The 22,131-nt window shown below is 64.6% G+C and carries 21 protein-coding genes and 1 pseudogene; 2 read left to right on the forward strand and 20 right to left on the reverse strand.

The window, feature by feature from the left end; all coding sequences use genetic code 11:
- Nucleotides 1-5 precede the first annotated feature (5 nt).
- The 12 genes from AC1DUR_RS09200 to AC1DUR_RS09255 all read right to left on the reverse strand — a co-directional run bounded on the left by AC1DUR_RS09200 (nucleotide 6) and on the right by AC1DUR_RS09255 (nucleotide 12,414).
- Entirely contained in the window at nucleotides 6-1,109 is a 1,104-nt protein-coding gene (locus tag AC1DUR_RS09200) for an ABC transporter ATP-binding protein (protein ID WP_477718592.1), read from the reverse strand.
- Between the two features lie 9 nt (nucleotides 1,110-1,118).
- Nucleotides 1,119-1,931 (reverse strand): ABC transporter permease, encoded by an 813-nt coding sequence (locus AC1DUR_RS09205; RefSeq protein ID WP_477718593.1) that lies wholly within the window; start codon nucleotides 1,929-1,931, stop codon nucleotides 1,119-1,121.
- 18 nt (nucleotides 1,932-1,949) lie between these two features.
- Nucleotides 1,950-2,858: an ABC transporter permease gene (locus AC1DUR_RS09210; protein WP_477718594.1), complete on the reverse strand. Its 909-nt coding sequence runs from the start codon at nucleotides 2,856-2,858 to the stop codon at nucleotides 1,950-1,952.
- A gap of 117 nt (nucleotides 2,859-2,975) precedes the next feature.
- Complete coding sequence (locus AC1DUR_RS09215) at nucleotides 2,976-4,019, reverse strand: ABC transporter substrate-binding protein (protein WP_477718595.1); 1,044 nt, start codon at nucleotides 4,017-4,019, stop codon at nucleotides 2,976-2,978.
- 115 nt (nucleotides 4,020-4,134) lie between these two features.
- Nucleotides 4,135-4,449 (reverse strand): NIPSNAP family protein, encoded by a 315-nt coding sequence (locus tag AC1DUR_RS09220; protein WP_477718596.1) that lies wholly within the window; start codon nucleotides 4,447-4,449, stop codon nucleotides 4,135-4,137.
- Nucleotides 4,450-4,464: 15 nt separating this feature from the next.
- The gene (locus AC1DUR_RS09225; protein ID WP_477718630.1) at nucleotides 4,465-5,934 is read right to left on the reverse strand and encodes an aldehyde dehydrogenase; all 1,470 of its coding nucleotides are present in this window, start codon (nucleotides 5,932-5,934) and stop codon (nucleotides 4,465-4,467) included.
- A gap of 33 nt (nucleotides 5,935-5,967) precedes the next feature.
- Nucleotides 5,968-7,005: an LLM class flavin-dependent oxidoreductase gene (locus AC1DUR_RS09230; RefSeq protein WP_477718597.1), complete on the reverse strand. Its 1,038-nt coding sequence runs from the start codon at nucleotides 7,003-7,005 to the stop codon at nucleotides 5,968-5,970.
- Between the two features lie 56 nt (nucleotides 7,006-7,061).
- Nucleotides 7,062-8,024: a flavin reductase family protein gene (locus AC1DUR_RS09235; protein WP_477718598.1), complete on the reverse strand. Its 963-nt coding sequence runs from the start codon at nucleotides 8,022-8,024 to the stop codon at nucleotides 7,062-7,064.
- The gene (locus AC1DUR_RS09240; protein WP_477718599.1) at nucleotides 8,021-8,890 is read right to left on the reverse strand and encodes an alpha/beta fold hydrolase; all 870 of its coding nucleotides are present in this window, start codon (nucleotides 8,888-8,890) and stop codon (nucleotides 8,021-8,023) included. Before AC1DUR_RS09240 ends, AC1DUR_RS09235 begins: the two co-directional genes overlap by 4 nt.
- Nucleotides 8,880-9,470, reverse strand: coding sequence for an amino acid synthesis family protein (locus tag AC1DUR_RS09245; RefSeq protein WP_477718600.1), 591 nt, complete (start codon nucleotides 9,468-9,470; stop codon nucleotides 8,880-8,882). The genes AC1DUR_RS09240 and AC1DUR_RS09245 overlap by 11 nt, the downstream gene beginning before the upstream one ends.
- Nucleotides 9,471-9,698: 228 nt before the next feature.
- Nucleotides 9,699-10,706: a Bug family tripartite tricarboxylate transporter substrate binding protein gene (locus AC1DUR_RS09250; RefSeq protein ID WP_477718601.1), complete on the reverse strand. Its 1,008-nt coding sequence runs from the start codon at nucleotides 10,704-10,706 to the stop codon at nucleotides 9,699-9,701.
- 319 nt (nucleotides 10,707-11,025) lie between these two features.
- Entirely contained in the window at nucleotides 11,026-12,414 is a 1,389-nt protein-coding gene (locus AC1DUR_RS09255; RefSeq protein ID WP_477718602.1) for an ammonium transporter, read from the reverse strand.
- Between the two features lie 120 nt (nucleotides 12,415-12,534).
- On the opposite strand from AC1DUR_RS09255, the pseudogene AC1DUR_RS09260 reads away from it, so the two are divergent.
- Nucleotides 12,535-12,741, forward strand: a pseudogene (locus AC1DUR_RS09260) (IS21 family transposase); the annotation flags it as partial.
- 36 nt (nucleotides 12,742-12,777) lie between these two features.
- On the opposite strand, the gene AC1DUR_RS09265 reads toward AC1DUR_RS09260, so the two are convergent.
- Genes AC1DUR_RS09265 through glnT form a run of 4 tightly spaced genes read right to left on the reverse strand, consistent with a single transcriptional unit; the run spans nucleotide 12,778 to nucleotide 17,127 of the window.
- On the reverse strand, nucleotides 12,778-14,136 hold the full coding sequence (locus AC1DUR_RS09265; RefSeq protein ID WP_477718603.1) for an FMN-binding glutamate synthase family protein: 1,359 nt from the start codon (nucleotides 14,134-14,136) through the stop codon (nucleotides 12,778-12,780).
- Between the two features lies 1 nt (nucleotide 14,137).
- Nucleotides 14,138-14,824, reverse strand: coding sequence for a protein glxC (locus AC1DUR_RS09270; RefSeq protein WP_477718604.1), 687 nt, complete (start codon nucleotides 14,822-14,824; stop codon nucleotides 14,138-14,140).
- Nucleotides 14,812-15,720 carry a class II glutamine amidotransferase domain-containing protein gene (locus tag AC1DUR_RS09275; RefSeq protein ID WP_477718605.1) on the reverse strand — a complete coding sequence of 303 codons (909 nt, stop codon included), beginning with the start codon at nucleotides 15,718-15,720 and terminating at the stop codon, nucleotides 14,812-14,814. Before AC1DUR_RS09275 ends, AC1DUR_RS09270 begins: the two co-directional genes overlap by 13 nt.
- 12 nt (nucleotides 15,721-15,732) lie before the next feature.
- Nucleotides 15,733-17,127: a type III glutamate--ammonia ligase gene (glnT, locus tag AC1DUR_RS09280; RefSeq protein ID WP_477718606.1), complete on the reverse strand. Its 1,395-nt coding sequence runs from the start codon at nucleotides 17,125-17,127 to the stop codon at nucleotides 15,733-15,735.
- A 161-nt stretch (nucleotides 17,128-17,288) separates the two neighbouring features.
- On the opposite strand from glnT, the gene AC1DUR_RS09285 reads away from it, so the two are divergent.
- A complete protein-coding gene (locus AC1DUR_RS09285; protein WP_477718607.1) occupies nucleotides 17,289-17,891 on the forward strand; it encodes a helix-turn-helix domain-containing protein in 603 nt (200 codons plus the stop codon).
- A gap of 62 nt (nucleotides 17,892-17,953) precedes the next feature.
- On the opposite strand, the gene AC1DUR_RS09290 is transcribed toward AC1DUR_RS09285, so the two are convergent.
- The 4 genes from AC1DUR_RS09290 to AC1DUR_RS09305 are packed head-to-tail and all read right to left on the reverse strand — an operon-like array spanning nucleotide 17,954 to nucleotide 22,110.
- Nucleotides 17,954-19,660 carry an electron transfer flavoprotein-ubiquinone oxidoreductase gene (locus tag AC1DUR_RS09290; protein ID WP_477718608.1) on the reverse strand — a complete coding sequence of 569 codons (1,707 nt, stop codon included), beginning with the start codon at nucleotides 19,658-19,660 and terminating at the stop codon, nucleotides 17,954-17,956.
- 55 nt (nucleotides 19,661-19,715) lie between these two features.
- Nucleotides 19,716-20,327 carry a HutD/Ves family protein gene (locus tag AC1DUR_RS09295; RefSeq protein WP_477718609.1) on the reverse strand — a complete coding sequence of 204 codons (612 nt, stop codon included), beginning with the start codon at nucleotides 20,325-20,327 and terminating at the stop codon, nucleotides 19,716-19,718.
- A 3-nt stretch (nucleotides 20,328-20,330) separates the two neighbouring features.
- Complete coding sequence (locus AC1DUR_RS09300) at nucleotides 20,331-21,308, reverse strand: electron transfer flavoprotein subunit alpha/FixB family protein (protein WP_477718610.1); 978 nt, start codon at nucleotides 21,306-21,308, stop codon at nucleotides 20,331-20,333.
- Nucleotides 21,309-21,354: 46 nt separating this feature from the next.
- Entirely contained in the window at nucleotides 21,355-22,110 is a 756-nt protein-coding gene (locus tag AC1DUR_RS09305) for an electron transfer flavoprotein subunit beta/FixA family protein (protein WP_477718611.1), read from the reverse strand.
- Between the last annotated feature and the right edge of the window lie 21 nt (nucleotides 22,111-22,131).

Consider the following 22,131-nt stretch of genomic DNA (forward strand, 5'->3'; position numbering starts at 1 on the left):
TGCATTCAGGCCGGGTCGTGGTACGCCATGCCGCGTGAGGCGTCCCAGGCCACGGTCACTTCATCGCCGTTGTTCCAGATCTTGCCATCGCTCATGCTGGCGTTCATGCGCACGGTGATTTCCTGGTCCCACGGTGTGACCACGGAGTACTGGATGGTGTCGCCGAGATAGCTGCGATCACGCACCCGCACCGCCAGGCTGGCGCCGTCGCCGGCCTGAGCGACCGATTTCAGCCGCATGCAGTCGGGACGCACCATGAGTACCGCCTTGCGGCCCTGCTCCACTACTTGGCTTGCGGCACCGGATCTGACACGGCCGCCATTCGGTAGCGTGTAGACCGTCTCGTCCGTACCGCGGGAGCTGAGCTCTATGGGCAGAAAGTTGGAGTTGCCAATAAAGCTGGCGACAAACCGCGTGGCAGGTGTCTCGTACAAATCGGTGCCCGAGCCAACCTGCTCGATGCGGCCCTTGTTGAAAACGGCGATGCGATCCGACAGGCGCAACGCTTCTTCCTGGTCATGCGTCACGTAGAGAACGGTGACCCCGGTTTCCTGGTGGATGCGGCGCAACTCGCTCTGCAGCTCTTCACGCAGCTTTTTATCCAACGCAGACAAGGGCTCATCCATGAGCAGGATGGGCGGGTCATAGGCCAGCGCCCTGGCGATGGCCACACGCTGCTGCTGGCCGCCTGACAGCTCGGCGGGCTTGCGATGGCCGAAGTCATCGAGGTGGATCAGCTTGAGCATACGCGCGGTCTTCTCGCGGACCTTGTCTTCGCTCCATTTGCGCACGCGCAGCGGAAAGGCGATGTTCTCGGCCACGCTGAGGTGCGGAAACAAGGTGTAGCGCTGGAACACCATGCCGATGTTGCGCTGGCTGGGCGGCACGCTGAGCAGGTTCTTCTGGTTGAGCACCACGCTGCCTTCGGTCGGGTCTTCGAAGCCGGCGGTGATATAGAGCGTCGTGCTCTTGCCCGAGCCGCTGGGGCCGAGAAAGGTCATGAACTCGCCGCGCTGGATATCCAGCGAAACATGGTCGATCGCGACCGCGGCTCCGTAGGTCTTGCGCAGGTCGCGCAGGCTCAGAAATACATCGTTGGGTGTGGACATGGCAATCAATCAGGTGGGGGATTTCGTGGCCCTGGTGCCCAGCAGCGCGGACAGCAGCATGAACAGGAGCGTGATGCCGATCAGCAGAGCCGAGGCCGCGGCGATCACCGGCGAGAGGTCCTGGCGCAGCGCGGCCCAGATCCGCACCGGCAGGGTTTCCGCGCCCGGCGTCGCCATAAAGATGGCCAGCACGACGTCGTCCCAGGAGATCAGGAAAGAGAACAGCGCGGCGGCGCCCAGGCCCAGCCGGATCGACGGCAGCGTCACACGCCAGCGTACGGCCCATTCGCTGGCGCCGCAGATGCGCGCCGCGTCTTCCAGCGCGAAGTCAAAACTCTCCAGCGAATTGGAGATCGCGATGATCGAAAACGGCAAGGCGATGACCAGGTGGCCCAGCACAAAACCCGGCAGGGTGCCGGTCAGGCCGATGCGCAGAAACACCGCATACAGCGCCACGGCCAGCACGACCACGGGCATGACCATTGGCGTCAGAAAGAAGGCCCGCAGGATGGCCTTGCCGCGGAATCGTCCGCGCACCAAAGCCATGGCGGTGAAGAAGCCGAGCACCACCGACAGCACACTGACGAGGACGGCGATCTTCAGGCTGTTCCAGGTCGCTTCTATCCAGCCCGGCTCGGCCCAGAGCTGCTGGTACCAGCGTGTGGTCCAGCTCGGCGGCGGAAAGGCCAGCCACTGCGAACTGCCGAAAGACAAGGCGACGATGAACACAATCGGCGCCAGCAGAAACACCACGGTCAAAACAGCGATGAACAGGAGCCCCACCTTGAGGGGCCGGCCGATATGGGGAAATTCGAGCAGCATGTCGGGAGTTCCAGTCAATCAGGCGGCAGCGTTACGCTTGCCTTGAACACCGCCGTAGAGGCGCAACTGCAGCGCATATAGACCCAGCGTCACAACCATCAGCACCAGTGCCGCGGCGCCGCCCAGCCCCCAATTCAGCAGGGACTGCACCAGCTGCGCGATCAGTTCGGCCAGCATCATGTTGTTGGTCCCGCCCAGCAAGGCCGGCGTCACAAAATAACCCAGTGACATCACAAACACCATCAACGCGCCACTGGCAAGGCCAGGCGCCGCCAGCGGCAGCAGCACCCGCCAGAAGGATTGCCAGGCGCTGGCGCCGCAAATGGTGGCAGCGCGAAGCGTCGATGGATCGATCGCCTTGATCGTTGCGTGCAGGGGCAGGATCAGAAAGGGCAGCATGATGTAGGTCATGCCTATCGTTACGCCCACCAGGTTGTTGACCAGCGGCAGCGGCGCATCGATGGCGCCCCACTTCACGAGCATCTGGTTGATGACCCCGGTGCGCTGCAGCAGCACCATCCAGGCGTAGGTGCGCACCAGCAGGTTGGTCCACATCGACAGCAGCAGCACGCTCATCAGCAGCTTGGCCCAGCCGCGCGGAAGAATCGCCAGCAGCCAGGCCACCGGAAAACCCACCAGCACGGTGAACACCGTGACCAGGCTGGCGACCGTGAAGGTGTTGAGCATCACCTTGGCATAGGTCCACGAACCGACCAGTTCCCGGTAGTTCTGCAAGCCCCATTGCGGCTCCATGAAGCTGCGCAGCAGCAGCATCAGAACCGGCACCACAAAGAACAGCGCCAGCAGGCTCAGCACCGGCCACAGCCAGGCAAAGCCGGAGGCGCGCTTGACCCGTCCGGCCGGGTTGATCGACGGGGCCGGCCTGGCAGCGCCGTACGGAAGGGAAGCGGAACTGGGGTTGGGCATGGCAAATAAGCGTGTTGAGGTCGTCTTCGACGTGGCAAAAATGCGGCCGGAATCACGGGCCGGTGAAGAGAGCCGGCCGTGTCGACGACCGCTCGGCTTCACCCTGCCCGGCCCGGTTTACTGGGCTTGCCAGGCGTACCAGCGTTTTCCGATGGCGTCGCGGTTCTCTGCCCAGTACGCCATGTTCAGGTTGATCTGCGTCTTGGTGAACTGGTCGGGCAGGTTTTTGACGGCGGCCGCCGGCATCATGGCCTTGGCGTCCTTGTTGATGGGGGCGTAGGAAGTCTCCACCGCGAAGTCGGCCTGCGCCTTGGCACTGCTCGCCGCAGCCAGGAACTTCATCGCGGCCGCCTTGTTCTTGCTGCCCTTGGGCACCACCAGCACATCGGCGGCCGTCAGATTCTGGTTCCAGGACATGCCGACGTTGCCGCCGGTGCTTTCGATGGCATTGATGCGCCCGTTCCAGAACATGCCCAGGGGTGCTTCACCCGACGCCAGCAGCTGCTGCGACTGCGCGCCGCCCGTCCACCAGACGATCTGGCTCTTGATGGTATCGAGCTTCTTGAACGCACGGTCCAGGTCCAGCGGATAGAGCTTGTCGGCCGGCACGCCGTCAGCCAGCAAGGCCAGCTCCAGCACGCCAGGGGCGGACCACTTGTACAGCGTGCGTTTGCCCGGAAAGGCCTTCATGTCGAAGAGGTCGGTCCAGTTGGCGGGCTGGGCCGTCTTGAAGGTGTCCTTGTTGTAGCCCAGCACAAAGGAGTAGTAGAAGCTGCCGACCTGGTGCGTGCCGGAAAAGCGCGGGTCCAGGCTGGCTTTTTGCACCACGTTGTAGTCAATGGGTTCGAGCAGGCCGTCCTTGGCGGCGCGGGCGGCGAAGTCACCCTCGACATCGACCACGTCCCACACTACATTGCCGCTTTCGACCATGGCCTTGAATTTGCCGTAATCGGTCGGGCCGTCCATCACGACCTTCACGCCGCTGCTGGCGGTGAAAGGATCGGTCCAGCTTTTCTTCTGCGCCGCCTGCGTCGTGCCACCCCAGCTGGTGAAGACGATTTGCGATGATTGCGCATGACCTGCCAATGGAATGGCGAGGGAGGCAAGGGAGAGGAGGGCAAGGGCCGTCAGATGGCGGCGGCTCAAAGACAGTGTTTTCATAACTACTCCATGTGTTGAATATCGAACGGAACCAAGGGAACTACGCGTGTCACGCTTGCAATAACAGGGCCAGTTCAAGCGCGTGTAAAAGAAATAGGACTGATTGCCGTGCCGATCACACCAGCGGCGAGAACGGCATGGGCTTCAAAATCTTGCACTCCATCTCTTCAATCAAGATCTGCAGCTTGGGCAAAAATGCCTTCCACAGCGGGTCCATCAGCAGAGCCGTGCGACGTCTGTCGCGGTCATCGAGGCTCTCGAAAGCCCAGAGGTGAACGATCTGATTGAGCGCACCAATGTCGGTCGAAAAGTAGCCCACCAGTTGCCCCAGATGGCGCTTCTGAATCGCCAGTCCTTCTTCCTGCACCAACTGAATGTAGGCAGGCACGGCACCGATTTTGAGACGGTAGGTCCGCAGTTCATAAAACATGACATTGCCCTCGGGTTAACGCATGACAAAGGGATCAGCGATGGGCGCATCGCTGGTGTTGATCCAGACCGATTTGGTTCGGCTGTAGTCGAGCATGGCTTCCATGCCGGCCTCACGGCCCAGCCCACTTTCGCCATAACCTCCGAAGGGCACCATGGGCGAAATCACACGGTAGGTGTTGACCCACACCACACCGGCGCGCACCTGGCGCACGAGGCGGTGCGCACGCGCGATGTTTTGGGTGAACACGCCCGCAGCCAGCGCATAACGGCTGTCGTTGGCCAGCCGCAAGGCGTGCTCTTCATCATCGAACTTCAACACGCTCAGCACCGGGCCGAACAACTCTTCCTGCACACAGGGTGTCTTCGGGCTATCGCAATCGAGAATGGTGGGTTCGTAATAGAAGCCAGAGGCCTGCGCCGGGGGTACACGGCCACCCGTCAGCAAACGGGCACCCGCCGCGACACTGGCTTGCACCACACGCGCTATGTGTTCGCGCTGGCGCGCCGTGGCCAAGGGGCCCATTTCCGTGGCGAGGTCTTGCGGGTCACCGATGCGTATGGCCTGGGCCTTGGCTACGAGTTTTTCAACGAGAGCCTGATGCACGCTAGCCTGCACCAGCAGACGCGACCCAGCCACGCAGCTTTGGCCGGAGGCGGCAAAGATGCCCGACACGATAGCGTTGGCGGTGCTGTCAAGGTCGGCGTCCTCGAACACCATCACCGCAGACTTGCCGCCCAGCTCCAGCGACGTGGTGGCGAGGTTTTCGGCCGAGTTACGCAGGATGTGGCGCGCGGTCGACGGCCCGCCCGTGAAGGCGATCTTGGAGACCAGCGGATGGCTGGTCAGCGTCAGGCCGCAGGTCGCGCCGAAGCCGGTCAGCACATTGACCACACCGGCAGGAAAACCGGCCTCATGAATGAGTTCGGCAAAGGCCAGCAGCGGCGCGGGTCCATCTTCGGAAGCCTTGAGCACCACGGTACAACCGGCCGCCAATGCTGGCGCCAGCTTCACCGCGCTCAGAAAGAGCTGAGAATTCCAGGGCACGATGGCGGCCACGACGCCGATGGGTTCGCGCCGCGTATAAGCCTCCATGTCCTCCTTGTCGATCGGGAAGTGCGCGCCCTGCAACTTGTCGGCCATGCCCGCGTAGTAGCGGTAGTACTCCGCGATGTAGAGGATCTGCGCACGGGTCTCGCGCAGGATCTTTCCGGTGTCCGTGGTCTCCAGCGCGGCCAGCCGTTCGACGTTAACCGCCAGCAGGTCGGCCAGGCGATGCAGGAGTTTTCCGCGCTGCGTGGGACGCAGTCGTGACCATGCGGAATCGCTGAAGGCTTGGTGCGCGGCTTCGACTGCGCGATTCACGTCGGCGGCGCTGGCCGAAGGCATCATGGCCCAGGCCAGGCCGCTGGCAGGGTTGAGGCTTTCGAACGACTCTTCCGCGTGTTCGAAAGCGCCGTCTATGTATTGCTGGAATTGCTGCATGGCCATGGTCAATCGGTTTGAGGAGAGGCTTGCTCAGGCGAAGGCAGGCATGACTTCGTCGATGAACAGCTGCAGCGACCGGCGCTTGCGCTCGAAGTCCATATGACTGTCCAGCCACAGGCTGTACTGGTCGTAGCCCAGGGCTTCATACGCCTTCAGGCGTTCGATGACTTGCGCCGGCGTGCCCATGACCAGGTTCTGGCGCAGCTTGTCCGGGGCGAAGGCCGGCGCGGCGTCCAGCTCTTCCTGGCGGACCGCTTCCATGAAGCCGTTCTTGATCGGCCGCTCGCGGCGCGCCCATTTTCCGAAGTAGGTGTAGAACTTCTGCAGGTCCAGTGCACCCCGCGACAGCTCTTCCTCGGTCTCGGCCACATAGGTGTGCATCAGCATCATGATCTCGGGGCGCGGCACTTCGGGGTGAGCCTCGCAGGCGGCATCGAAACGGTTCATCAACTCGGCGACTTCGGCATCGCCGGCGGCCAGCGCGGTGACCTGCACATGGCAGCCGTTGGCGACGGCGAAGTCGTGCGACATCGGATCGCGCGCGGCGATCCACATCGGCGGATGCGGTTGCTGGATCGGGCGCGGCACAGGCGTGCTGACAGGGAACTTCCAGAACTCGCCGTCGTGCGCGTAGTCGCCGGCAAACAGCTTCTGCAGCGCGGGCACCATCTCGCGCATGCGGGCGCCGGCGCTCATCGCGTCGAGGCCGGGCAGCAGGCGGTCGTATTCGAAGAGGTAGGCGCCGCGCGCGATGCCCAGGTCCAGCCGTCCGTTGCTGACCACATCGCAGAGGCCGGCTTCTCCGGCCAGTCGCACCGGGTGCCAGAACGGCGCAATGATGGTGCCCGTGCCGAGGCGTATGCGCGAGGTCTTCGCGGCCAGGTAGGCCAGGTTCACAAACGGATTGGGGGCGATGGTGTACTCCATCGCGTGGTGTTCACCGACCCAGATGGTCTCGAAACCGCCACGCTCGGCGATCAGCGTCAGTTCGGTCAGTTCCTCCAGCAGTTGGTGATGGGAAACGCTGTCGTCATACCGCTCGGGGTGAGCGAACAATGAAAATTTCATGGCGGGCTTTGTGGGAGGTTGAAGTCTGGAGTCGGTGACCGGGAGGCAGGCCGGGATCAGGCGGCGTGGGCCAGCGGGGTGACGTCGCCGCGCTGTGCATCGCCGACGTAGACGCCGAAGCTGTCTTCGGCGCGCTCGCGCGCATAACGCGTCAGCACCGCGGCCGTGGCGTCGTCGACCGCCTTCAGGCCGGCAAGGTCTTGCAGCGCCACGTGGTGCAGGCGCGCGTCGCCGTGGCCGGCGTCAGGGGCGCGGCCGCGGTAGATCACACACGGACCTTGCGCGTCTTCATAGACGGAGAACACAAAGTCCAGCGTGGCATGCAGGCCGAGCGCCTTGAGCACACCATACAGGCCGTCGTTGCCGCTGGGCGTGCCAAGGCGCGAGGCTCCGGGCAACTCGTAGCCGCCGTCGCCATGGCGCAGCAGAACCACGCCGGCGTCAGTTTCGATCAGCGCATGGATGTGGGCGTTGCCGCTGCCGCTGGCGTTGACCGCGGCGACATCCTGGTAACCGACATAGGCACCGCGGCAATAGCCCAGAGGCCGGCCCGGGCTGTGCTCCAGACCGACGACCTCACCGATGAGGATGGTGTGGTCACCGGCATCGACCAGCTGCCAGGCCTTGCACTCGAAGGTGGCCAGACTGTCCTTGATGAGCGGCACGGCCGAGCGGCCTTCGGTCCACTGGCATTGCTCGAACTTGTCCGCAGCCTTCGATGCGAACAGGCTGGAAATGGGCTTTTGCGCTTCGCTCAGCACGTGGATGGCAAAGGCCGGCGCCGCAGAAAACACTGCATGGCTGTGCGCGGTCTTCGCCAGGCAGACGGAGACCAGCGGCGGGGCCAGCGACACCGAAGTAAAAGAGTTGGCGGTGAAGCCGCGCGGCTGGCCGTCGGCATCGCGCGTCGTCACGACGGTGACGCCGGTGGGATAACAACCGAGTCCGTCCCGGAAGGAGCGGACATCGATGGTTTGCGGGGCCTCTTGGACTTGAGAGGCTTGGGGTTTGTCGTTCATGGCACCTGCTCCGTGAAGTTGTTCAATGCATCGCGCAGGACGAGGCTGACCTCCTCCGGTGCCGTGAGACTCATCATGTGACGGTTCCCCTTCAGCACATGTGCCGCAGCACGCGGCGCCAGACGGGCCATCTCGTGCGACATGGCTGGCGTCGAGTTGGGGTCGAGCTCACCGGTGAAGAACAGCGCCGGCGGCTGCAGGCTGGGCAGGCGCGCGGCGTGCACCGCATCGGCCGTGGCAAAGACCTGGTAGGCCGTGGCATAGCCCTGGTGGTTGACCTCCTGCAGCAGCTTGCGCGAGAGCGCTTCGGCCATCGCGGTGTCCGGGTTGCCGGGGCTGCCGAACCAGCGCTTGAGGGTGTCGTCCAGGTTGGCCTGCGTGCCGTGGCGCAGCAGCTCGCTGGCGCGTTGCCGCACCAGAAAACGCTGCTCTTCGCTGCGCGAGAACACCGCGTTCATGGCCACCACACCGGCGCAGCGCGAGGGGTACTCCAGCGCGAACTCCAGTGCCACCAGGGCGCCCATGGAGTGGCCAACCACGCGCACCCGGGGCAGGCCCAGCATGTCGATCAGGTCCAGGAGCTGCTGCGCATATTCGCTCAGCGCCAACGGTCCTTCGGGCAAAGCACTTTGGCCATGCCCCCACATGTCGTAGACCAGTACATCGAAGTCCGCGGCCAGGTCGTTGACCTGGGGTGTCCACACCTCCTTGGCCATGCCGACACCGTGGATCAGCACCACAGACGCGCCGTGGCCGTAGCGGCGCCAGGCCGTGCCCTGGGGCGTCACCCCGGAGGCGGTCGGCGTCGGCGGTGAAAAATCAGCACGCGAACCAACGCCCCTATCGGCGTGCAGATCAGCTTGCATTGGCGTTCATCTCCTTGATGTCCTGGTAGCGGTCGCCGATGCGGTGGTGTGGGCGGCCGCCAATCGAGGCGCCCAGTGCCACGACGATTTCGTCAGGAGCCGGTGCATCGACGATGGAGAACTGGATCGTCAGGTAGTGCGAGCGCATGCCCTCGTCATGCTTGTGCATCAGCGGAATCGCGATCGGGCAGGCCGGGCCGCCGCGCACATTGGTAAAGGCCAGGTAGCTCTTGGCGCCGACGGCTTCGCGGTAGAGATTGCCGAAGCGCAGCGTGTGGATCAGCGCGGAGGCGTGCTCCAGCTCGCCCGATGTTCCGACGATGGCCGCCTTGCCGTAGCCCTCGACCACCTCGCCCGAGCCTGCCATGGACAGGATGCTGTCGGTGAGGAGCTTGCCCAGTTGGGGGCCAATGGCATGGATTTCAGGCTTCAGGTCGTCCACATAACCGCGCCCGGCCCAAGGGTTGGCCAGCACGGCCGCCGCGGCAAACAGTTGCAGCGGACGGGCCGCCACACGGCCACCCTCGAGGCGAATGTCTTCGGTGTAGGTGACGATTTTTCGGAGTTGGAGAGCGCTCATAGAAGTTCCTTTTGCGTTGATTGGATCATGTTTTACCGTTTTCGGTATTATGGTATACCATAATACCTAACAAGATTATCCAGCCATTTGCCTTGTCCCTGGCGTCTCGTTTGGTGGAATGCGATGCGTGTTTTTCAGGCAGGGGCTGAGGCCCCCTCCTTCACCCAGGCCGCCTTTTCAACGGCGCATCGTGAAGTTCTTGAGCCAGGGCACAGATCTGCGTGAGCGTCAGTCGGCGCGGATGTTGGCCGCCTTCACCACCGAGCGGTACTTCTCGACTTCCGAGGCCATGAACTTGCCCAGCGCCTCGGCAGAGGCACCAGAGGCCACAATGCCCTGCTCCGTCAGCCGCTTCTGGACCTGCGCATCCGTCAACACCTGCTGCGCTGCCTGCTGGATTTTCTGCAGGATGTCCGGCGGCGTCTTGTTGGGCAGAAAGAGACCAAACCACACGCCGAGGTCAAAACCCTCCAGACCCTTGATTTGCCCCAGGGCGGGAATCTCCGGCGCCAGTTCACTGGGCTTGGTCGCGGTGACGGCAAAAGCCTTGAGCTTGCCCGACTTGATGAAGGGCTGTGCGGCGCTGAGGGTGGAGACCCCCAGCTCGATCTGCCCGCCCATGACGTCGACCAGGGCCGGCGACGCGCCCCGGTAGGGGATGTGTGTCATGAAGATGCCGGCACGCATCTTCAGCAACTCGCCGGCCACGTTCATCGGCGTGCCGTTGCCTGCGGAGGCATAGCTCAGCGCCCCCGGCTTGGCCCTGGCCAGCGCGAGGACTTCAGCGACCGAATTGGCCGGCAGGCTGGGGCTGCCCACCAGCACCATCGGGCCGGTGGCGACAAACACCACGGGCGACAGGTCCTTCATGCCGTCATAACCCACCTTGGGATTGATCAGTTTGTTGATGAGGATTTCGGAGCCAGAGCCCAGGAAGATGGTGTAGCCGTCAGGTGTTGCACGCACGGCACGCTGGGTGCCGAGCATGCCGCCCGCACCGGCCACGTTTTCGATCACGACCGGCTTGCCGAGCTTTTCGCTCAGCAAGGGCGCGATCGTACGCGCCACGTTGTCCGAACTGCCACCCGGCGCGAAAGGCACCAGCAGCGTGATGCTGCGCTCCGGCCAGGCCGCCTGCGCAGAGAAGGTAGGCGCGAGGCAGAACGCGAAGGCACTGGCCGCCAGCGCGGCCAGGCGGCCGAAGGTGGCGGAGGAAGGAAGAGACAGAGTTTTCATGGCGACAACAAAAAGTAAATGTCAAAAACGATGAATCCCTTGCGCATCGACCGTTGCGGCTCTCGGGCCGCTCACGGCAAACACACACAGTGCCTGGCGATGCAGGCCGGCCCTCCGCGGCTCCCCGAGCCAGCGACTGCCTGTGGCCAGCGGATGTGGCTTTCAGAAGCCCTGTGGCGTGGATTTAACCACCCTTACCGTCTTCTAATATTATGGAATACCATAATACTTAAGCACGATCCATGCCTTGACGGCCATCCTGGCTACCGCGTCGGCGCCCAGCGCCAGGGCCTTGGCCACAGAATCTGCGAATTCCGGCTCAGTGGTCGTAGGCCTTTTCGCCGTGCGAGGCGATATCCAAGCCTTCGCGCTCTTCGTCTTCCGTGACGCGCAAGCCGATGGTCATATCGACCAGCTTGAAGGCGATGAACGACACCACGCCCGACCAGACGATCGACACACCCACGCCCCACAATTGGCTGATGAGCTGGGTCGTCATGTCGAAGTCGGCGACCTTGTTGGCCACGTAGTCGTAGACGCCGGTACCGCCCAGCTTGGGCGACACGAATACGCCGGTGAGCAAGGCGCCCAGAATGCCGCCCACGCCGTGCACGCCGAACACATCCAGGCTGTCATCCGCGCCCAGCATGCGCTTGAGCCCCGTAACGCCCCAGAAGCAGGCCAAACCGGCCAGCAAGCCGATCACCAGGCCGCCCATGGCGCCAACATAGCCGCAGGCGGGCGTAATGGCCACCAGGCCGGCAATCGCACCAGATGCCGCACCCAGCATGGAGGGTTTGCCCTTGCGGATCCATTCCGCAAAGACCCACGATACGGTGGCCGCGCAGGTGGCCAGGAACGTGTTGACGAATGCCAGGGTCGCCGTGCCGCTCGCCTCCAGATTGGAGCCGACGTTAAAGCCGAACCAGCCCACCCACAGCAGTGAGGCGCCGATCATTGTCATCGTCAGGCTGTGCGGTGTCATGGGTTCCTTGTTGAAACCGACGCGCTTGCCAATCAGGAAAGCGCCCACGATGCCAGCCATTGCCGCGTTGATGTGCACAACCGTGCCGCCCGCGAAGTCGATGGCACCTTTCTGGAACAGGAAGCCTGCTGTGGCGCCGACTTTGTCGGCCACTTCGGCGCTGGTGTAAGCGTCAGGGCCGGCCCAGTACCACACCATGTGGGCAATAGGCAGGTAGCTGAAGGTGAACCACAACACCATGAAGGCGAGCACTGCCGAGAACTTCACGCGCTCGGCCAGCGATCCGATGATGAGGGTGGGCGTAATGGCCGCAAACGTCATCTGGAAGGCGATGTAGATGAATTCCGGAATCACCACGCCCTTGCTGAACGTGGCGATCACGCTGTCGGGCGTGACACCCTTGAGAAACGCACGGTCGAAGCCCCCAAAGAAGGCGTTGCCTTCGGTAAAAGCCAGGCTGTAACCATACAGGCACCACAACACGCCCAGCAGAGCGAAGGTCACCATGACCTGCATCATTACCGAAAGCATGTTCTTCGTGCGCACCATGCCGCCATAAAACAGGGGCAGGCCGGGCACGGCCATCATGATGACCAGCAAGGTTGCAACAATCATCCAACTGGTATCGCCCTTGTTGGGCAGTGGCGCAGCGTCGGCCGCGTAGGCGACCGAGCTGAGAACGAAGGCGCTGCATATGGCAAGCGCCGCAGGAAATCTTTTCATGGCAAAAGTCCTTTAAGGGTTGAAAAAGTGCGCAGGACCTTCAGCAACGTCCATGCCAGTTTTTCCTGACAGGAACTTTTCGATCATCTCATTCAACTTGCGCATGTTTGTAGCTATGCTGCCGTGGCCAGGGTGCGACGCGGCAAGCCGCGTAACGTCAACGCTCGCTTTGGCGCTATGGTCTGCCATTACCTGTTCGACCCCGACTTCTGCAACGTCGCCCCGGGCTGGAAAAAAGGCGTGGTCGAGGAGAACGTGCAGGACAGCCGTCGGCGCATCTGGACCGAAGCCGCCATGCGGCGCTTCGGCTCGTTCATTGAGCTCAATGTTCAACGACCGCCAGATGACCCGACGCACTACCGTTCAGAAGCCCTGAACGCCCGGGTACCAGCTCGTGCCAGCCATGGGAATCTGCGTCATGGCAGAGGCCTCCAGGGTCAGCGCGCACAGGTCTTCGGGCTCCAGATTGTGCAGGTGGGACTTGCCGCAGGCCCGCGCAATGATCTGGGCTTCCATCGTCAGCACCGACAGGTAGTTGGCCAGGCGGCGCCCCGCCTGCACCGGGTCCAGGCGCGAAGCCAGGCCCGGGTCCTGCGTGGTAATACCGGCCGGGTCCTTGCCCTCATGCCAGTCGTCGTAGGCGCCGGCCACGGTGCCCAGCCGGGCGTACTCGTCCTGCCAGCGCGGGTCGTTGTCGCCCAGGGCCACCAGCGCGGCGGTGCCGATGGCTACCGCGTCGGCGCCCAGCGCCAGAGCCTTGGCCACGTCGGCGCCGTTGCGGATGCCGCCCGAGACGATGAGCTGCACCTTGCGGTGCATGCCCAGGTCCTGCAGCGCCTTCACCGCCGGCCGGATGGCCGCCAGGATGGGAATGCCGACGTGTTCGATGAAGACCTCCTGCGTCGCGGCCGTGCCGCCCTGCATGCCGTCGAGCACCACGACGTCGGCGCCGGCCTTCACCGCCAGGGCCACGTCGTAGTAGGGGCGCGTCGCGCCGACCTTCACGTAGATGGGTTTTTCCCAGTCGGTGATTTCGCGCAGCTCGAGGATCTTGATCTCCAGGTCGTCCGGGCCGGTCCAGTCCGGATGGCGGCAGGCCGAGCGCTGGTCGATGCCCTCGGGCAGGCAGCGCATCTTGGCCACGCGCGGGCTGATCTTCTGGCCCAGCAGCATGCCGCCGCCGCCCGGCTTGGCGCCCTGCCCGATCACGACCTCGATGGCGTCGGCCTTGCGCAGGTCGTCGGGGTTCATGCCGTAGCGCGACGGCAGGTACTGGTAGACCAGGGTCTTGGACTGACCGCGCTCTTCCTGCGTCATGCCGCCGTCGCCGGTTGTGGTGCTGGTGCCGACCAGGCTGGCGCCGCGGCCCAGGGCTTCCTTGGCCTGGGCCGACAGCGCGCCGAAGCTCATGCCGGCGATGGTGACCGGCGTCTTGAGGTGGATGGGCTTCTTGGCAAAGCGCGTGCCCAGGACCACGTCGGTGCCGCACTTCTCGCGGTAGCCTTCGAGTGGATAGCGGCTGATCGACGCACCAAGGAACAGCAGGTCGTCAAAGTGCGGCAGCTTGCGTTTAGTGCCGCCGCCCCGAATGTCATAGATGCCGGTGGCTGCAGCACGGCGAATCTCGGCCAGCGTGGCCGGATCGAAGGTTGCCGAAAAGCGCGGCGGAGTCTGTGCGGCGACGGGCGCGGCCAGCGTCTGGGCGGAAATGGGTGCGTTCATGTCAGTAGGCTCCTGCGTTGTCAACATGGAAGTTGTAGAGAGTGCGGGCAGACCCGAAAAGCCTGAAGGCGCCGGTGTCCACGTCGGTATGGCCGGCCTTGGCCAGCAGGTCGGCCAGGATGCTGCGCTCGGCCTCGCCCATGGTTTTTTGCTCGCAGTCGGAGCCCAAGCTCTTGACCTTCCCGCGCACGAAGATGCGGGCTTCGTAGAGCGAGTCGCCCAGCGCTTCGCCGGCGTCGCCGAGCACCACCAGGTTGCCGGCTTGCGCCATAAAGGCCGAGAAGCTGCCTACCGAGCCGCCCACCACCACATCCGCGCCCTTGAGCGAGATCGCGCAGCGCAGGCCGGCATCACCGTCGATGACCAGCAGCCCGCCCTGGGCCGTGGCACCGGCGGCGTTGGAGGCGAAGCCCTTGACGTGGACCTTGCCGCTCATCATGTTCTCGGCCACGCCGGTGCCGGCGCTGCCGTTGATGATGACGTTGGCGATCTGGTTCATGCCAGCGGCGTAGTAGCCGGCATGGCCTTCCACCGTGATGCTGACGTCGGCATTCATGCCGGCTGCAATCGCATGGGCGCCGTTGGGGTTGTCGATCTGCACCGACAGGCCGGGCTTGGCCTGCTTGTGCAGGAACTGGTTCACCTCACGCAGCGGCGTGGCTGCGAGGTCGAATTTCATGCTTTCCATACGTACATCTCCTCCGGGGCGGGTTCAAAGACATGGGCGTGCTTGACGCCGGGCAGGTGGGCCAGCGAGCGGAACTCGGATGCGATGGCCACGTAGTCATCGGTCTCGGCCACCACCGCCGGCTTGCAGGCGAAGGGGTCGCGGATCAGCGCGAGTTCGTTGGGCGTGCCCATCAGGAAGGTGTAGAAGCCGTCGAGCACTTCGAAGCCCTTTTGCAGCGCGTCCTTCAGGCTGTCGCCCTCGCGCAGGCGCCACTCCAGAAAGCGGGTCGCCGCTTCGGTGTCGTTGTCGGTGTCGAACTGGATGCCGTAAGGCGCCAGCATGCGGCGGATGCCGTTGGGGTTGGACAGCGAGCCGTTGTGCACCAGGCAGAAGTCCTCGCCGGCGGTGAACGGATGAGCGCGGTCGGCCGTTACAGCGGACTCGGTCGCCATGCGGGTGTGGCCGACGAGGTGGCTGCCCTTGAAGTCGGCGAAGCGGTAGCGCGCCGCGACTTCGGCGGGCGTGCCGATGTCCTTGTAGAGGTCGATGCTCTGGCCTGCGGAGAACACCTGCAGCAGCGGCTGGTAGCCGTGCAGCCAGGCCTTGACCGTGTCGGGCGAACCGTCGAAGGCGATGATGCCGTGGTTGCCCTTGGCCTCGACCGAGGCGTTCACGCCGAACGCGCCGTTCAGCGCGGCGACGAGGGCCTGCCAGTCGTACGTAGCACCACCCTTGACCAGGCCGGAGAACACGCTGACCTTGCGGCGGCCATCGGCCAGCGGCGGCGTGAAGACGGCCAGGCCGGCCGAGTCGGGGCCGCGCTCGGTCATGCCGATCATCATGGGCACCATGAGTTCGCCGAGCTGCTCACGCAGCGCCGGCGTTTTCACCAAAAGTCCAACTATTCCGCACATGGCGTTTCCCTTTCAAAAGAATTCGAGGTATTGCTTGATTTCCCAATCGGAGACGTGACGCTGATACTCCAGCCACTCCATCCGCTTGAGCTTGAGGAATTCCTGGGCGACCGGGCCCAGCGCATCGCAGACCAGCGTGTCAGCTTCCAGGGCGTCGAGTGCCAGGCCGAGGTTCTGCGGCAGCAGGCCGATGCCCGCCTCGCTGAGTTCGCTTTCGCTCCACTCGTAGAGGTTGGTGTTGCGCGGCACGCCCGGGTCCAGCTTGCGGTCCACGCCGTCGAGGCCCGCGGCGATGACGGCCGCGGTGGCCAGGTAGGGATTGGCCGCACCGTCCGGCAGGCGCAGCTCCAGCCGGCCCTTGGGGATGCGGATCATGCTGGAGCGGTTGTTGTCGCCGTAGGTGATGTAGGCGGGTGCCCAGGTCGCGCCGGTGAGCGAGCGACCAACCACCAGGCGCTTGTAGGAGTTGACGGTGGGCGCGCACAGCGCGGTGAGCGCCGGTGCATGCGCCAGCAGGCCGCCGAGAAAGTGATAAGCCAGCTCGGAGAGTTCGAGGCCGCGTGCATCGCTCTTATCGCAAAACAGGTTGCTCTTGCCGTCGCCGATGGACATGTGCATGTGCATGCCGTTGCCGGGACGGTTGGCAAACGGCTTGGGCATGAAGGAGCACAGCAGGCCCATGTCGTTGGCGATCTCCGACGCCGCCATTTTGAAGAAGACGAAATGGTCGGCCGAGGTCAGGCAGTCGGTGAAGGTGTAGTTCAGCTCGAACTGGCCGTTGGCATCCTCATGGTCGATCTGGTAGACGTCCATGCCCACGGCGCGCAAGTCGTTGGACAGGCGCTCCAGGAAGGCACGCGTGCGCGACAAGCCCTTGTAGTCATAGCAGGGCTTGGCCAGCGTGTCGCTGGGATCGCACGGTGCGAGCGCACCCTTGTCGTCGCGGCGCAGCAGCGAGAACTCGGGCTCCAGGCCGGTGAAGAGCGTGTAGCCGCGTTCCGTCAGTCGCTCGATCTGGCCGCGCAGCACCACGCGGCTGTCGAAGGCCCAAGGCTCGTTCTCGACATGGCCTTCGCAAACCATGCGTGCCAGACCCGGTTGCCAAGGCACCAGCGACAGGGTGGAGAGGTCGCCCTTGGCCATGAAGTCGGGGCCGTGCGGCTCGATGCCGACGCCGGAGATGGCGAAACCGGCGAAGCCCGCGCCCTCTTTCATGATGGAAGGCAAATGCGCTACCGGTACCGACTTGGCCTTGGCCACGCCGTGGATGTCTACGAACTGGGCCAGCACGTAGCTGACGCCCTGCTCAAGCAAATAGGCCTGCGCCGCCTCGACCGTGTCGAAGCGTGGCGAGGGGACCAGCGTACCGGCCGGCGCGGCCAGGCGGGAGGTGGGATCTGACTTCATGGAACAAGCTCCTTGGGTCTTAACAAAATAGTGCAACGCACTACGGGGAACGACTTGCTCCATGGTTGAAGCTTATCGCATTAATTCCTGTGATGCAACATTTATGCCTACTGCGAACTATTTTTTTGGTGCATTAAACTTGCTCAAAAGCACTGCCCACCATGACCACTCCCGTTGAAATCCAGCCCCCCTCCCTCGAAGAATCCGTCGGCGCGGCCATCCGCCAGCTGCGCCTGCGCGACGGTCTGACCATCGCCCAGATCGCTGAACAGGCCGGCCTTAGCAGGGGAATGCTCTCGAAGATAGAGACCGGCAGCACCATGGCTGGCATGGACACACTGGCTCGCATTGCACGCGCGCTTGGCGTGTCCATGTCCATGTTGTTCAGCAAGTACGACGCAACTGCTGCAACCGCGCAGCACGTCAAAAGTGGTGCAGGCATGGAAGTGGTGCGTCGGGGCACCAAAGACGGGCACACCTACCACCTTCTGGCATACGACCAAGGGCCCGTCAAACTCTTCGAGCCCTTTCTCATCACCATCGACGACGACAGCCAGCGCTACCCGACCTTCCAGCATCCCGGCACGGAATTCCTGTACATGCTCGAAGGTGTGATCGAGTACCGCTGTGGCCAGCAGACCTATGTGCTGCAGCCGGGCGACTCGCTGAGTTTTCAGGGCGACGTGCCGCACGGGCCGGAGAACCTGACGCAATGCCCGATCAAGTTCCTTTCCATCATCATTTATCCGCGCAACCCGGAATGAAAAAGAGGCCATCAAGCTGGCCTCTTTTATTTAACGCACAAAACGCCTACGCGCCAGACGCTTCACATGCCCGCGTAGTTCGGCCCGCCGCCACCTTCGGGCGTGACCCAAACGATGTTCTGCGTCGGGTCCTTGATGTCGCAGGTCTTGCAGTGCACGCAGTTCTGCGCGTTGATCTGCAGGCGGTCGGTGTTGTCGGCGTTCTTCACGAACTCGTAGACGCCCGCCGGGCAGTAGCGGCTCTCGGGGCCGGCGTATTTCGCCAGGTTGATGGTCACCGGCACGCTCGCATCCTTGAGCGTCAGGTGCGCGGGCTGGTGCTCTTCGTGGTTGGTGTTGGAGACGAACACCGAGCTCAGGCGGTCGAAGGTGAGCCTGTTGTCCGGCTTGGGATAGGCGATGGACTTGCACTCGGCCGCGGGCTTGAGGCGCGCGTGGTCGGGCTCGGTTCGGTGGATAGACCAGGGAGGGCTCTTGATGCCCAGCTTGGGCAGCAGCCACTGCTCGATGCCGGTCATGAATGAGCCGACATACACGCCCTTCTTGAACCACTGCTTGAAGTTGCGCGACCGGTCCAGCTCTTTGGCCAGCCAGCTCTCGGCGTAGGCCTTGGGGTAACCGGCGAGTTCGTCGTGCTGGCGGCCGGCAATGACGGCGTCATAAGCAGCTTCGGCGCAGAGCATGCCGGACTTGATCGCAGCGTGGCTGCCCTTGATGCGGCTGGCGTTGAGGTAACCGGCTTCGCAGCCGACCAGGGCGCCGCCGGGGAACACCGTCTTGGGCAGGCTGAGCGCGCCGCCCGCGGTGATAGCCCGCGCGCCGTAGCTGACGCGCTTGCCGCCCTCCAAATAAGCCTTGATGCTGGGGTGCGTTTTCCAGCGCTGCATTTCCTCGAAGGGGCTGAGGTAGGGATTGGTGTAATCCAAACCCGTGACCAAACCCAGCGTGACCTTGTTGTCTTCCAGGTGGTACATGAAGCCGCCACCGTAGGTGTCGCTGGCCATGGGCCAGCCGGCCGTGTGGATCACGAGGCCGGGTTTGTGTTTGGCCGGATCGATTTCCCAGAGCTCCTTCACGCCGAGGGCGTAGGACTGCGGATCCTTGCCTTCGTCAAGCTTGAAGCGATTGATGAGCTGGCGGCCGAGGTGGCCGCGCGCGCCTTCGGCGAACACGGTGTACTTGCCGTGCAGCTCCATGCCGAGCTGGAAATTGTCGGTGGGCTGGCCGTCCTTGCCGATGCCGAGGTTGCCGGTAGCGACACCTTTTACCGAAGGTAAGCCCCCATCTTCGGAACCGTCGTCGTTGTAGAGCACTTCAGCGGCGGGAAAGCCCGGGAAGATTTCCACGCCCAGGTTCTCGGCCTGCTGCGCGAGCCAGCACACGACGTTGCCCAGGCTGATGACGTAGTTGCCTTCGTTGTAGAAGCACGCGGGCACGAAGAAGTCGGGTATCTTGACGGCGCCGGTCTCGCTGAGGAAGAGGACTTCGTCGGCGGTGACGGGCTGGTTCAAGGGCGCGCCGAGTTCTTTCCAGTCGGGGAAGAGTTCGGTCAGCGCCTTCGGGTCCATCACGGCGCCGGAGAGGATGTGCGCGCCGGGCACGGAGCCTTTTTCGAGCACGACGACGGAAAGCTCCGTGCCTTTTTCAGCGGCGAGCTGCTTGAGCCGGATGGCCGTGGCCAGGCCGCCGGGGCCGCCGCCCACCACGACCACGTCGTATTCCATCGCTTCGCGGGGGCCGAACTGGGCCAGGATTTCTTCGGTGTTCATCGGGGTGGGCTTGAATTGTTTTTGGGGGAAGAAAGCGACAACGCCAAGCCGGCGTTCAAGGGCTGAGCTGCGCCACCAGCAGACAGGCATCGAGGCTGAGCGCCTCCACGCGCAAGGCGCCCGCCAAGCCATGGAAATGCAGGCCTTCGCCCAGCCCCACATGCTGCTCGATAGCCGAGGCCGCACGCGTGCCGCGAAACGACAGGCTGAACTCCCCCAAGGCCACCAGCACCACCAGGGCGCCGCTTTCAGCCAGCGACAGCTCGGCGCTGCTCCGGTGGGCGCTGACGGCGGCCGTTGCCTGGCCGCGCCGCGTCATCACATTGAACAGGCGCACCGGGCCCTCGCCCAGCTCGGTGGCCAGCGCCAGCTCGCCGTCGAAGGCATGGCCGTCGCCGAGCCGGGTGAACCGCAAGGCAGCGGCATCGGCGCGCAAGGTGAGCTGCCGGCCATCGGCCAGCAGCGCCTGGCGATCCATGCCGGCAAAGACAGAAAACGGGCCGTCGCGGCGGATGTCCGCCAGGCTGACGCGCCAGTCCCAGCCGCCATCACCCGTCCCGAAGGCGGCGATCTGCCGTGTCTGGCCGCCGCCATTGCGCCAGGGCTCGGCCACCAGGTCCGACACGGCAAAACGGCGCAGCCCCGCGGGCAAAGCGGCGACGTTCATGGCTCAGGCCGCGGCCGATGCAAGCGATGCGACCGGCGCAGCCGGCAGGCCGGCCTGCAGGGCCGGCAGCGCGTCGAAGAGGTCGCCGACCACGCCGTAGTCGGCGATCTGGAAGATGGGGGCGTCCGGGTCCTTGTTGACGGCGACGATGCAGTCGGCGTCCTTGATGCCGGCCAGGTGCTGGATGGCGCCGGAGATGCCCAGCGCCACATAGACCTGCGGCGCGATGGTCTTGCCGGTCTGGCCGATCTGCACGGTGTTGGCGGCAAAGCCCGCGTCCACCGCGGCGCGCGAGGCGCCCACGGCGGCCCCCAGGCAGTCGGCCAACGCCTCGACCCTGGCCATGCTCTCCCGCGAGCCCACACCCCGGCCGCCGGCCACGACGATGTGCGCCCGGCCGAGGTCCGGCCGCGTGCTGGCGGCCGCCTCCCGGCTGAGGAGGCGTGTGCGCGTGTCCGGCGCCACGGCGGGCACCGGGGTGATGGCCACGGCTGATTCGGCGTGGCCCACCGGCTTGAAGCTGCTGGCGCGCACCGTCAGAAAGGTCATCAGCGCGGTCGAGCGGACCTGCGTCAACACGACGCCGGCATAGGCCGGGCGTTCCAGGGTGTCGCCGTCGACACGCGTCACATCCGACAGGTAGGCCGCGTTGCACAGGGCCGCCGCACGCGGCAGCGCGGCGCGCGCGGCCAGGGTGTGCGCAGCGATCACCCAGCCATAACCGGCGGCCATGGCGGCCAGTTGGCGGGCGCGGGTTTCGGCGCCGGGCGACGCGAGCGCGGGGTCATCGGCCACGAGCACCATATCCACGCCGTGCAGCTGCGCGGCCTGGGTGGCAGCGGCCGTCAGGCCGTGGCCGATGAGCAGCAGGTGGACCTGCGTATCAGCGATAGCGGCCAGCCGTGTGGCCGCCTTCACCACGTGGGCGGTAGAGGGGTCGAGTTGCAGGCCGTCGCAGGCCGCCAGGACGAGGATGTTCATCAGAAGACTCCGGGAATTTCAGCGAATGAGCGGACGGGCGAAAGGTTCAGACCGCCTGGAAGGCCGGCAGGCCGCGCAGGCGATCGACCAGCGCGGGCATGCCAGCCAGTCGCACGCCGGGCGCACGCGCCGCGGGCTCGGCCACGCCCAGCAGCTGCACCCAGGGCTGGCCGCTCTCGGCCAGCGAGGCGGCGGGCAGCGTGGTGATGGTGGCTTTTTTCGCCCGCATCATGGCGGGCAAGGTGATGTTGCGGGGATCGCACAGGCGCAGGTCGACGCTGAGCACGGCGGGCAGGCTGAGCGCGAGTTGCTCGGCGCCCATATCGGCATCGGTGGAGACCTGCAACTCGTCCGCTTCAATCGCCAGCCGGTTCACGGCGACGGCCTGCGGCCAGTCGAGCAAAGCGGCCAGCATGGGGCCGGTGGCGCCGAGGTCGTCGTCGATGGCCTGCTTGCCGCAGAGGATGAGGCCGGCGCCCTCCTGCTCGGCCAGGGCGCGGAACAGGCGCGCGGCGCCCAGCGGGTCGAGCGCGGCGGGCGCATCGACCAGGATGGCGGCGTCGGCCCCCATGGCCAGCGCGGTGCGCAGCACGTCCTGCGCGATGGGCGCGCCGCAGGTCACGGCCGTCACGCGGCTGGCGAGGCCCTGCTCCTTCAGGCGCACGGCCTGCTCCAGCGCGACCTCATCGAAGGGGTTGATGGACATCTTGACGCCAGCCGTGTCGACGGCCGAGCCATCGCTTTTGACGCGGACCTTGATGTTGTGGTCGACGACGCGCTTGACGAGAACGAGGATGTGCATGGGATGACTTCAGAAAGGAGG

The organism is Polaromonas sp. P4_F4 (assembly GCF_056401355.1).